Source organism: Mycobacterium sp. RTGN4 (genome assembly GCF_033804635.1).
Classification (GTDB): Bacteria; Actinomycetota; Actinomycetes; order Mycobacteriales; family Mycobacteriaceae; genus Mycobacterium.
The window spans coordinates 687957-700113 of record NZ_JAPZLB010000001.1 but is presented as its reverse complement, the minus strand read 5'-3'; the positions used below and the strand labels follow the sequence as shown (position 1 = coordinate 700113).

At 68.1% G+C, this 12157-nt stretch carries 10 protein-coding genes; 9 read left to right on the top strand and 1 reads right to left on the bottom strand.

What is annotated here, in order from left to right; genetic code table 11:
• Complete coding sequence (locus SLQ30_RS03425; RefSeq protein WP_319445420.1) at positions 1–1026, bottom strand: alpha/beta hydrolase; 1026 nt, start codon at positions 1024–1026, stop codon at positions 1–3.
• A 144-nt stretch (positions 1027–1170) separates the two neighbouring features.
• On the opposite strand from SLQ30_RS03425, the gene mqo reads away from it, so the two are divergent.
• The 9 genes from mqo to SLQ30_RS03380 are packed head-to-tail and all read left to right on the top strand — an operon-like array spanning position 1171 to position 12141.
• The gene (mqo, locus tag SLQ30_RS03420) at positions 1171–2688 is read left to right on the top strand and encodes a malate dehydrogenase (quinone) (RefSeq protein WP_319445419.1); all 1518 of its coding nucleotides are present in this window, start codon (positions 1171–1173) and stop codon (positions 2686–2688) included.
• Between the two features lie 10 nt (positions 2689–2698).
• The gene (locus tag SLQ30_RS03415) at positions 2699–3163 is read left to right on the top strand and encodes a GNAT family N-acetyltransferase (protein ID WP_319445418.1); all 465 of its coding nucleotides are present in this window, start codon (positions 2699–2701) and stop codon (positions 3161–3163) included.
• Positions 3160–5016 (top strand): magnesium chelatase subunit D family protein, encoded by a 1857-nt coding sequence (locus SLQ30_RS03410; RefSeq protein WP_319445417.1) that lies wholly within the window; start codon positions 3160–3162, stop codon positions 5014–5016. The genes SLQ30_RS03415 and SLQ30_RS03410 overlap by 4 nt, the downstream gene beginning before the upstream one ends.
• Before the next feature lie 21 nt (positions 5017–5037).
• Complete coding sequence (cobO, locus tag SLQ30_RS03405) at positions 5038–5664, top strand: cob(I)yrinic acid a,c-diamide adenosyltransferase (RefSeq protein ID WP_319445416.1); 627 nt, start codon at positions 5038–5040, stop codon at positions 5662–5664.
• Positions 5661–7031: a cobyrinate a,c-diamide synthase gene (locus tag SLQ30_RS03400; RefSeq protein WP_319445415.1), complete on the top strand. Its 1371-nt coding sequence runs from the start codon at positions 5661–5663 to the stop codon at positions 7029–7031. The genes cobO and SLQ30_RS03400 overlap by 4 nt, the downstream gene beginning before the upstream one ends.
• The gene (cobA, locus tag SLQ30_RS03395) at positions 7028–8224 is read left to right on the top strand and encodes a uroporphyrinogen-III C-methyltransferase (protein ID WP_319445414.1); all 1197 of its coding nucleotides are present in this window, start codon (positions 7028–7030) and stop codon (positions 8222–8224) included. Before SLQ30_RS03400 ends, cobA begins: the two co-directional genes overlap by 4 nt.
• A gap of 33 nt (positions 8225–8257) precedes the next feature.
• Positions 8258–9874 (top strand): MFS transporter, encoded by a 1617-nt coding sequence (locus SLQ30_RS03390; RefSeq protein ID WP_319445413.1) that lies wholly within the window; start codon positions 8258–8260, stop codon positions 9872–9874.
• A 45-nt stretch (positions 9875–9919) separates the two neighbouring features.
• Positions 9920–11425: an MFS transporter gene (locus SLQ30_RS03385; RefSeq protein ID WP_319445412.1), complete on the top strand. Its 1506-nt coding sequence runs from the start codon at positions 9920–9922 to the stop codon at positions 11423–11425.
• 2 nt (positions 11426–11427) lie between these two features.
• Positions 11428–12141: a VOC family protein gene (locus SLQ30_RS03380; RefSeq protein ID WP_413467923.1), complete on the top strand. Its 714-nt coding sequence runs from the start codon at positions 11428–11430 to the stop codon at positions 12139–12141.
• The last annotated feature ends 16 nt before the right edge of the window (positions 12142–12157 follow it).

Below are 12157 nucleotides of genomic sequence, written 5' to 3'. Positions count from 1 at the left end.
TCAGCCCTGTCCGGTTGGCGTGGAGCTCGACGTGTTGTCGGCGCTCAGGTAGGTGTCCAACCACGTCTCGAGTTCGCGGTAGGCCGCCGCGCGGGGCTCGGGGAGGGACAGGAAGACGTCGTGCTTGGCGTCCGCGATCGGTACGACGGTGGTGCGGTTGCCCACGCAGCCCGCCCACCGGGCGATCTGGGCGACGTCGAGCACGGCGTCGCCCCGCTGGATGGCTTCGGGGTCTAGGCCCTCGGACACACTGCGGTCCGACCGCAGGATCAGGTTGGGTACGCCGACGTCGAGGCCGCGGTGCAGTTTGGCCTGGCCGCGGCGAACCGCGTTGATCCAACCGAACGTGACGGGGAACCCGCCAAGGGGCTTCCAATCGAGGTTGTAGTCGAAGTCGCCCGCGTAGTCGCGGTGCAGCGTGGTCCCGTAGCCGCCCTCGGTCGGCTTGCGGATCACCTTGAGCTTTCGCCACCGACCGAGGGCGAGCAGTGCGGCCGACGTCGGGGCGGCCCGCAGCACCGCCGGCCCCTGTAGGTCGAAGAAGGGGCTGTTGAGCACCAGCCCAGTGATGTTCAGCACGTCGAGGCCGGCCCGGCGGCGCACCCGATCCAGCCACAACGGGGCGATCAGCCCACCCGCCGAGTGGCCAAATATGCACACCTTGGCACCGCCGGTGTCGGCGGCGACGGTAGCCAGCGCCCGTTCCAACTCGGCGTCGTAGCTCGCCAGGTTGGTGGTGAAGTGGGGGGTCTGACCGTCCCGCCAGGAGCGGCCGCACTTGTGCAGATCGAGCGCGTAGAACACGAACCCTCGAGCGCTGAAGTGTTCTGCCAGTTCGGTGTTGAAGAAATAGTCGGTGTACCCGTGCAGCGCCACTACGGCGTGCCGCGCCGTGGTGGCCTCCCCGCGCCGCACCAACGTCGCGAATAGTTCCCCCTCGCCGTCAGGGTCAAGGCCCAGCGAGAAGGTGCGCTGCCAGTAACCGGGCAACACGTCGGGCTCCCACCCGGGCTCCCTGTCGCTCACGTGGCTACCTTAACCTCGTCGGCTTGCGAACCCGGGGCGGTGCAGGCAGTAGTGGGATACGTGTCCATGGAGCGTCGCGATAACCTGTTAACCCGGAAGTCCGCGAGCTGCGGACGTGCGAGCGCGAAGGGCCAAGGATTTCAGGTGTCTGAGCCAAAGGTAGCCAAGACCACAAGCACTGACGTCGTGCTGATAGGCGCGGGGATCATGAGCGCGACCCTGACCGCGCTACTGCGACTGGTGGAGCCGGATTGGTCCATCACCTTGATCGAGCGCCTCGACGGCGCGGCCGCCGAGAGCAGCGATCCGTGGAACAACGCGGGCACCGGCCATTCGGCGCTGTGCGAGCTGAACTACACGCCGCAGCGTTCCGACGGCACCGTCGACATCAGCAAAGCGATACACGTCAACGAGCAGTTCCAGGTGTCGCGCCAGTTCTGGGCATCGGCCGTCGAGGGCGGCGTGCTCCCCGACGTGCGCAGCTTCCTCAATCCGGTTCCGCACGTGAGCTTCGTGCACGGGGCCGAGCACATCGATTACCTCAAGTGCCGGCACGAGACCATGATCCAGAACCCACTGTTCGCGTCCATGGAACTCATCACCGACAAGGACGAGTTCGCCCGCAGGCTGCCGCTGATGGCCGCCAAGCGCGACTTCTCGGAGCCAGTGGCGCTGAACTGGACGCAGGACGGCACCGACGTCGACTTCGGGTCGCTGTCGCGCCAGTTGATCGGCTACGCCGCGCAGGGCGGAATGACGACGCTGTTCGGGCACGAGGTCCGCGACCTCAGTCAGCAGTCCGACGGCAGTTGGACGTTGAAGGTCACCAACCGGCGCACCGGCACCAAGCGCAAGCTCAACGCGAAGTTCGTGTTCGTAGGGGCAGGCGGTGGCGCGCTTCCGCTGCTGCAGAAGTCGGGCATCAAGGAAGCCAAGGGCTTCGGCGGCTTCCCCGTCGGTGGCCAGTGGTTGCGTACTGGGAACCCCGAGCTGGCCGCGGCGCATCAGGCGAAGGTGTACGGCGCTCCGCCGTTGGGTGCGCCGCCGATGTCCGTGCCGCACTTGGACGCTCGCGTGATCAACGGCCGGTCGTACCTGTTGTTCGGGCCCTTCGCGGGTTGGTCGCCGAAGTTCCTCAAGCAGGGCAAGGTGACCGATCTGCCGTTCTCGGTGAAGCCCAACAATCTGGGCTCGATGCTCGGCGTCGGGCTCACCGAGATGAGCCTGGTCAACTATCTCGTCAGCCAGCTGCTGCTCAGCGAACGCGATCGCGTCGAGGCACTGCGCGAATTTGCCCCCAGCGCAAGGGATTCGGACTGGGAACTGGACATCGCGGGCCAGCGCGTCCAGGTCATCCGCCGCAAGGGCGCAGGCGGCGTGCTGGAATTCGGCACCACGGTGCTGGCCGCAGCCGACGGCAGCATCGCCGGTCTGCTCGGGGCCTCGCCAGGTGCGTCCACGGCCGTCCCGGCCATGCTGGACGTGCTGGAGCGCTGCTTCACCGATCGCTACCAGGGCTGGCTGCCCAAGCTCAAGGAACTGGTGCCGACGCTCGGAACCGAGCTATCCGGTGAGCCCAAGCTGTTCGAAGAGATCTGGGACTGGGGCAGCAAGATTCTCAAGTTGGACCAGGCGCCCAGCGCATTGCCCGCGTCCGTGTGAAGCCCACACCGTGACGCTCGTGCCGAGGCGCAGCTGGGCCAAGGATCTCGACGCCGCGACGCTGTACGAGCTGCTGAAGTTGCGAGTCGAGGTGTTCGTGGTCGAGCAGGCCACGCCCTATCCCGAGCTTGACGGACGCGACCTGCTGGCCGAGACACGGCACTTCTGGCTGGAGGGCGCCGACGGCAAGGTCGTCTCGACCCTGCGGTTGATGGAGGAGCATCCGGGCGGCGAGAAGGAATTTCGCATCGGTCGGGTGTGCACCAAGCGCACCGAGCGTGGTCAGGGCCACACCAACCGACTGATGCAGGCGGCGCTGGCCGAGGTCGGCGACTACCCGTGCCGGATCAACGCGCAGACGTACCTTCAGGACATGTACGTCAAGCACGGATTCGTGCGAGACGGCGATGAATTCCTCGACGATGGGATCCCTCACGTGCCGATGTTGCGCAACCCGATTGGCGTGAGCGGATGACCTACCCATTCAGTGCGCTCGTCGGGCAGGACCAACTGCGGCTGGCGTTGGTGCTGTGCGCGGTGCGGCCGGAAATCGGCGGCGTACTGATCCGCGGCGAGAAGGGCACTGCGAAGTCGACGGCGGTGCGCGGGCTGGCAGCTGTGTTGGGTGCCGTGGACGCGAACGCCAAGCTCGTCGAATTGCCGATCGGGGCCACCGAGGACCGGGTGGTCGGGTCGTTGGATCTGCAGCGGGTGCTCCGCGACGGCGAACACGCGTTCTCGCCGGGGCTGCTGGCGCGCGCGCACGGTGGGGTGCTCTACGTCGACGAGGTGAACCTGCTGCACGACCACCTGGTCGACGTGCTGCTGGATGCTGCGGCGATGGGCCGCGTGCACGTCGAACGCGACGGCATCTCGCACAGCCACGAGGCGCGGTTCACGCTCATCGGCACCATGAACCCCGAAGAGGGTGAACTCCGTCCGCAGTTGCTCGACCGCTTCGGGTTGACGGTCGACGTCATTGCCTCCCGTGACGTCGACGTCCGCGTCGAGGTCATTCGGCGCCGCATGGACTTCGAGTCCGATCCCGACGGCTTTGCCGTTCGATACGCCGACGACGACGCCGAACTGGCCGGACGAATCGCGTCGGCGCAGGCACTCGTCGGTGACGTTATCTTGCCGGACAACGAGTTACGCCGCATCGCCGCCCTGTGCGCGGCGTTTGACGTGGACGGGATGCGGGCCGATCTGGTGGTGGCCCGCACCGCCGTTGCGCACGCCGCCTGGCGGGGGGCGAAAACTGTTGCCGAGGAAGACATCCGCGTCGCCGCCCAGCTCGCGTTGCCGCACCGCCGCCGTCGCGACCCCTTCGACGACCCGGGCCTGGACACCGATCAGCTGGACGAGGCGCTGGCTCAAGCCGACGACGACCAGCCGCCCGACCCGGAACCGCCCGAGCCGCCGGACGGCGGGGGCGACGGCGGGGGTGTGGCCGACAACCCGGATCAGCCCGTCCCAGGTGGCAATGGCGCAACTGCCCCTTCGCCGACGAAGACCAACGCGCCTCCTTCGGCGGCCTTCCGCACCAGGGCACTCGTCGTGCCCGGAGTCGGCGAGGGTGCGCCAGGCAGGCGCTCGCGCGCACGCAATCGCACCGGCAAGCCGATCGCCGCCACCGCCGACTCCGCAACGGGTCACGGCGTGCACGTGTTCGGCACCCTGCTCGCGGCTGCCGGTCGACAGCGGCAGGCTGGGCGACTGACGGTCGCGGCACCCGACGTCCGGCGCGAGCTGCGGGAGGGGCGCGAAGGCAACTTGGTGATCTTCGTCGTCGACGCCTCGGGATCGATGGCGGCGCGCGACCGGATGTCGGCGGTCGGCGGGGCCACCTTGTCGTTGTTGAGGGATGCCTACCAGCGTCGAGACAAGGTTGCGGTCATCACCTTTCGGGGCCAGCAGGCCAAGGTGGTGCTGCCGCCGACGTCATCGGTGCACATCGCCAGCCGCCGGTTGGCGCGCTTCGACACCGGCGGAAAGACCCCGTTGGCGCAGGGCCTGCTCACCGCCCGCGACGTGGTCGTGCGGGAGAAGGCGAAGGACCGCGCGCGCCGCTGCCTGGTCGTCGTGCTGACCGACGGCAGGGCGACGGGGGGACCAGACCCGCTTGGTCGGACCCGGGCCGCCGCGGCCCGATTGGTGGCCGAAGGCGCCGCCGCGGTCGTCGTCGATTGCGAAACGTCTTACATCCGATTGGGGTTGGCCGACGAGCTGGCCCGCCAACTCGGTGCACCCGCGGTTCGCCTTGCGCAACTGCGGGCCGATGCGTTGAGCCGGTTGGTCAAGTCCGAAACCGATTCCAGCGCAGCTTGATCGACGGGTAGGGGACCTCCGATGCCACAGGGCCAACCGCTGACGATCCCGGATGACGGACTCACCACCCGAGCCCGCCGCAACGCCCCGCTGCTCGCCGTGCACACCGGTCCGGGCAAGGGCAAGTCCACCGCCGCGTTCGGCATGGCGTTGCGCGCATGGAATCAGGGTTTCGACGTCGCGGTCTTTCAGTTCGTCAAGAGTGCGAAGTGGAAGGTGGGCGAGGAGCAGGCGTTTCGCGAACTCGGCAGGCTCCACGACGAGCAGGGCATCGGCGGGCCGGTGCAGTGGCACAAAATGGGCTCGGGCTGGTCATGGTTGAGAAAGAACGCGCGCAGGGACGGCTCGGAGCTAGACCACGCCGAGGCGGCCGCCGACGGCTGGGCCGAGATTTCCCGCAGGCTGGCGGCCGAAGCCCATGACTTCTACGTGCTCGACGAGTTCACCTATCCACTCAAGTGGGGCTGGATTGCCGTGGAGGAAGTGGTGGAGGTCCTCATGGCGCGGCCGGGCACCCAGCACGTGGTGATCACCGGACGGGACGCGCCGCAACGTCTGCTCGACGCCGCCGACCTGGTGACCGAGATGACGAAGCTCAAGCATCCAATGGACCTGGGCCGCAAGGGCCAACGGGGTATCGAGTGGTGACGGTTCCGGCCGTCGTCATCGCCGCGCCCGCATCCGGCAGTGGCAAGACGACGGTGGCGACGGGACTGATGGGCGCACTGCGCCGGGCAGGCCACTCCGTCGCACCCTTCAAAGTCGGCCCGGACTTCATCGATCCCGGCTACCACGCGCTGGCTGCCGGCCGACCGGGCCGCAACCTCGACCCGGTGCTTGTCGGCGACGGCATGATCGGTCCGCTGTACCGGCACGGCAGCGCAGCGTGCGACGTGGCGGTCGTCGAAGGCGTGATGGGACTGTTCGACGGTCGCATCGACCCGCACGGCGGCGTACCCGCACGTGGCTCCACCGCCCATGTCGCCGGCTTGCTGGGCGCCCCCGTCGTGCTCGTCGTCGATGCCCGTGGCCAGAGTCACAGCATCGCGGCCCTGTTGCACGGTTTCACGACCTTTGATTCAGGGGTTCGCGTGGTCGGCGTGATTCTCAACCGGGTCGGCTCGCCGCGGCATGCGGACGTACTGCGACAGGCCTGCGAACACGCTGGCGTTCCCGTGCTCGGCGTCATTCCGCGCGCCGACGAACTATCCGTGCCCTCAAGACATCTCGGCCTGGTGACCGCTGTCGAGCACGGGCAGCTCGCCAAGCAGGCCGTCGAAGCGATGACCGAGTTGGTGGCGCGCCACGTCGACCTGGCCGCCGTCGTCAACGCCGCGACGGCCCACGTCGACGACGCGCCGTGGGACCCCGCGTTCGCCGATCCGGTGGCCGACGGCGTCACCGTCGCGCTCGCGGCGGGGAAGGCCTTCACCTTCGGCTATCCGGAGCACGCCGAGCTCTTGGCGGCGGCAGGCGCTCACGTCATTCCCTTCGACCCGTTGACCGATGCGCTGCCGGCAACCACCGCGGCGTTGGTGCTACCCGGTGGCTTTCCCGAGCAGTATGGACCCGAACTAGCGGCGAACCAGGTTGCGCGCCAACAGATCAACGCCCTGGCCGGCTCGGGTGCACCGGTGCATGCGGAGTGCGCGGGGCTGACGTATCTGGTCGACGATCTCGACGGCTTGCCGATGTGCGGAGTGCTGTCGGGATCGGCGCACTTCACCGAGCGGCTGACGCTGGGCTACCGCGACGCCGTCGCACCGGTCGACTCGAGCCTTCACCCAGCGGGCACCCGCGCGAGCGGGCACGAATTCCATCGCACCGCAGTGACTTTCACCAGGCCGTACGAGTCGGCGTGGGCGTTTCGGGGTTCGGAGGCCACCACAGTCGCCGACGGGGCCGTCGATCGCGGCGTCCATGCGGCCTACCTGCACACCCATGCCGCCGCGCATCCGGACGCGGCGGTGCGCTTCGTTGCCGCCGCGGCCGCAACATCTAAGCTCGCCCGGTGAGTGAGAACGCGTACCTCGTCGGCCTGCGCCTCGACGGCAAGAAGGTGGTCGTGGTCGGAGGCGGCACCGTCGCACAGCGGCGGCTACCGCTGCTGCTCGCCAATGGAGCCGACGTCCACGTCATCACCAGGGCGGCGACCCCGGCTGTCGAAGCCTTCGAGGGAATCACCCTCACGCTGCGCGACTTCCGCGCAGGCGACCTCGACGGAGCCTGGTACGTGATCGCCGCCACCGACGATCCCGACGTCAACGAGGCCGTCGTCGCCGAAGCGGATCAACGCCGCATCTTCTGCGTGCGGGCCGATGTGGCCCGTGACGGCTCCGCTGTCACCCCGGCATCGTTCGAGTACGAGGGCTTGGCCGTCGGCGTACTGGCAGGCGGTGAGCACCGGCGCTCCGCGGCGATCAGATCGGCACTTCGCGAGGCCCTGCAGCAGGGCATCGTCGCGACCGCCGCCGCCGACGCCCCGTACCTCGGAGTCGCGCTGGTCGGCGGCGGCCCCGGGGATCCAGAGCTCATCACCGTGCGCGGTCGCAGGATGCTGGCCCACGCCGACGTCGTGGTGGCCGACCGGCTCGCGCCGCCCGAACTGCTGGCCGAACTCGCACCGCACGTCGAGGTGATCGACGCGGCCAAGATCCCCTACGGGCGGGCGATGGCGCAGGAAGCGATTAACGACGTGCTGATCGACCGCGCCAAGGCAGGCAAGTTCGTGGTCCGGCTCAAAGGTGGCGACCCGTTCGTCTTCGCGCGCGGCTACGAAGAGGTGCTCGCGTGCGCGGAGGCCGGGATTTCGGTCACCGTCGTGCCGGGCGTGACAAGTGCCATAGCGGTACCCGCGCTGGCGGGCGTTCCGGTTACCCACCGGGGCGTAACACACGAGTTCGTGGTGGTCAGTGGCCATCTTGCTCCCGACCATCCGGAATCGTTAGTGAATTGGAATGCACTGGCGGCGCTCACCGGGACGCTCGTGCTGCTGATGGCCGTCGAGCGGATCGAGCTGTTCGCGGAGGTACTACTGGCGGGCGGCCGACCTGCGGAGACGCCCGTTCTGGTGGTTCAGCATGGCACGACGTCCGCGCAACGGGTCGTGCACACGACGCTTGCCGACGCGCCAGTTCGGATCCGTGCGGAGGGCATTCGACCTCCCGCAATCATCGTGATCGGCTCGGTCGCGGCCTTCGCCAGTTAAAGGATTCCTAAGATTCCGGTAAGGTAGCCAGCCATGACGGCTCTCAGTGATGCAGAGCGCGCCGCGGCCAAGGCCGACGCCAGCGACGTTCCAAACGCCAGCAACGGGGCCCTTCCCCTGCACGTGGAACAGTCCGCCACCGAGCGAACCGGCTGGTACCCGACGTGGTTGCCCTCCCGACGCTTTCTCGCGGCGGTCATCGCCATTGGTGGAATGCAGCTGCTTGCCACCATGGACAGCACGGTCGCCATCGTCGCGCTTCCTAAGATTCAGGACGAGCTCAGCCTCTCCGACGCAGGCCGTAGCTGGGTCATTACCGCGTACGTACTGACGTTCGGCGGACTCATGCTGCTGGGCGGTCGCCTCGGCGACACCATCGGCCGCAAACGCACCTTCATCGTCGGCGTCGGGTTGTTCACGATCGCCTCCATCCTGTGCGGCATCGCGTGGGACGAGAGCACCCTCGTCACAGCCCGGCTGCTGCAGGGCGTCGGCGCCGCCATCGCATCGCCGACCGGATTGGCGCTGATCGCCACGACGTTCCCCAAGGGCCCGGCCCGCAACACCGCGACGGCAGTGTTCGCTGCGATGACGGGCATCGGCTCGGTCATGGGCCTCGTCGTCGGCGGCGCGCTGACCGAGGTGTCCTGGCGTTGGGCGTTCCTGGTGAACGTGCCGATCGGCCTGGTGATGATCTACCTCGCCCGCACCACGCTGACCGAAACGCACCGCGAGCGGATGAAGCTCGACGCGGCAGGCGCGATCCTGGCCACGCTGGCGTGCACCGCCGCGGTATTCGGATTCTCGATGGGGCCCGAGAAGGGTTGGGGCTCAACGCTCACGATCGGATCCGGGCTCGCGGCGCTAGTGCTGTTCTGCGCCTTCCTCTACGTCGAGCGCACCGCGCTCAATCCGGTGGTGCCGTTCAGCCTGTTCCGTGACCGCAACCGCGTCGCCACGTTCGCGGCGGTGTTCCTGGCAGGCGGCGTGATGTTCACGCTGACCGTGCTCATCGGGCTCTACGTGCAGGACATCATGCACTACAGCGCCCTGAAGGCCGGCATCGGCTTCATTCCCTTCGTCATCGCCCTCGGCATCGGCCTCGGCCTTTCGTCGCAACTGGTGTCGGTGTTCGCGCCTCGGGTGCTGGTGATCGCGGGCGGTGTGCTGGTGCTTGCCGCCATGGTCTACGGGTCGACGCTCCACGGCGACATCCCGTACTTCCCGAACCTGGTCATTCCCATCACGGTCGGCGGCCTCGGCATCGGCATGATCGTCGTTCCGTTGACCGTGTCCGCCATCGCCGGAGTTGGCATCGACGAGATCGGCCCCGTTTCGGCGATCGCACTGATGCTGCAAAGCCTCGGCGGTCCCGTGGTGTTGGCCGTCATCCAGGCCGTCATCACGTCGCGCACGTTGTATAAGGGCGGTACCACCGGCCCGGTGCGCTATATGGACGCGGCTCAACTCCATGCGCTCGACCAGGGCTACACCTACGGGCTCCTGTGGGTCGCCGCCGTCGCGGTCGTCGTCGGCGTGGTCGCGCTGTTCATCGGTTACACCGCCGCGCAGGTCGCCCAGGCCCAGGAGGTCAAGGACGCGATCGACGCCGGAGAGCTCAGCTCGACACCCAGCCCGGACAGCTTCTAGCCGCTTTCGTTTCGCGAGGGACGCCGCTGGGTAGGGTGTCGGGCAATGTCTGTCGCAGGTGGTCCTTCAGGTTCGACGGACCGCACGACCGCGCCACTGTCGTCGTCGGTGCTCGGTCTTGCCATCGTCGCCATCACCGGCATGCAGTTGATGGCGACCCTCGACGGCACCATCGTGATCGTTGCGCTGCCGCGGATGCAGTCCGAACTCGACCTCTCCGACGTCACCAAGAGCTGGGTCATCACTGCCTACGTGCTGGCCTTCGGCGGCCTGCTGCTGCTCGGCGGACGCGTCGGTGACGCCATCGGGCACAAGCGTGCGTTCCTCTCCGGTGTCGGCGTCTTCACCATCGCATCGCTGGTATGCGGGTTGGCCAACGACGGCATCACGCTTGTCGTCGCGCGTGCCGTCCAGGGCACCGGAGCGGCCGTCGCCGCTCCCACCGGGCTGGCCCTGATCGCGACGACGTACGCCGTCGGGCACGCCAGAAACCAGGCATTGGCGGTGTCGGCGGCGATGCAGGGGGCCGGGTCCGTACTGGGACTCGTGCTTGGCGGGGCGCTGACCGTGATCTCGTGGCGACTCGCGTTCCTCATCAACGTGCCGATCGGCATCGTGATCATCGTCATCGCAGTGCTGCGGATCGGAGAGACACATCACGAACGCCTCAAGCTGGACGTCACCGGCGCGCTGCTCGCGACGCTCGGCTGCGCCTCCGCGGTGCTGGTGTTCACGCAGGGACCACCACGCGGCTGGGTCGATCCATGGGTGATCGGCGCTGCCGTCGCCTCGGCGGTGTGCTTCATCTCCTTCCTGCTCGTCGAGCGGGCCGCCGCCAACCCGCTGGTGCCGTTCTCGGTGTTCGACAACCGCAACCGGGTGATGACGTTCGTGACGTTGTTCCTCGCGGGCGGGGTGCTGTTGACCCTGACCGTCATGATCGGCCTGCTGGTGCAGGACGTGCTGGGTTACTCGGCGCTGAAGGCAGGAATCTGCTTCATCCCGTTCGCGATCGCCTTCGGGGTCGGCACCGTCGCGGCCGCCAAACTGGCGCCCCACGTCGCGCCGCGATGGCTCATCATCGGCGGCGGAGTCTTCGTGCTCGCCGCGATGTTGTACGGCTCCACGTTGACCCGCGACATCCCGTACTTCCCTGACTTGTTCATGCCCATCGTGGTGGGCGGGTTCGGCATCGGCCTCACCGCGGTGATCCTGCCGCTGTGCGCCGTCGCAGAAGTGGGTCCGCGGGAGATCGGACCGGTGTCGGCGATCACGCTGATGGTGCAAAACCTCGGCGGGCCGGTGGTACTGGTGGTGGTGATGGCGGTGCAGACGTCACGCACGCTCTACCTGGGTGGCACCACGGGGCCCGTCAAGGACATGACCCCGGCCCAACTGGACGCGCTCGGGCATGGCTATACCTACTCGCTGCTGTGGGTGGCAGGCATCGCGGTCATCGTCGGAGTCGCGGCCTTCTGGATCGGATTCTCGGCCCGCCAGATCGCCACTGCCCAGCACACCCGAGAGGCCGTGGAAGCAGGCGAACTGTGACCGTGCCGACCCGCGGGCAGGCCTCCGCAGTCGCGGACCCGTTGGGGTGGCGGTTGATCCTCGGCGTGCTCATGGCCCACGTTCCGGTGTCGTCGCTGGCGGGCGCAGCCGAGGCGATCCAGGTCGCCGTCGGTTCCGTCGGCGCCGACGGCGACGGGCACCTGAGCGCCGATCTGCACGCCGACCGGGCGGTATTGCGATTGCACACCGTGACGGTCGGCGCGGTGACCGATCACGACCTCCGGCTCGCGCCCATCATCACCGCCGCACTGTCCGAACGGTCCATGCGCACGGTGCCAGGCGATGCATCCGCAGCGCCGCAACTGATCGAAATCGCCATCGACGCGCTCGACATCCCCAAAATCCGGCCGTTCTGGCAGGCGGTCACCGGCTATGTCGACGAGCCCGGCCCACCCGAGCTGTCCGACACCGCACTACTGGACCCGCTACGCCGCGGCCCGGCGATCTGGTTTCAGCAGATGGATGAGCCCCGCGGCCGCATCGGCGGGCAGGAGCGCAGCGACCCGGGGAATGTCATCCGCAATCGGATTCACCTGGACGTCGACGTGCCGCCCGAATTGGCACAGTCGCGGATCGACGCCGCGCTGGCCGCGGGCGGCACGCTGCTCAGCGCCGACGCGGCGCCGGCATTCTGGGTGTTGGCCGACGCCGAGGGCAACGAGGTCTGCATTTGTACGTGGCAGGGGCGTGACTGAAGTCGGTTGCAGCCGG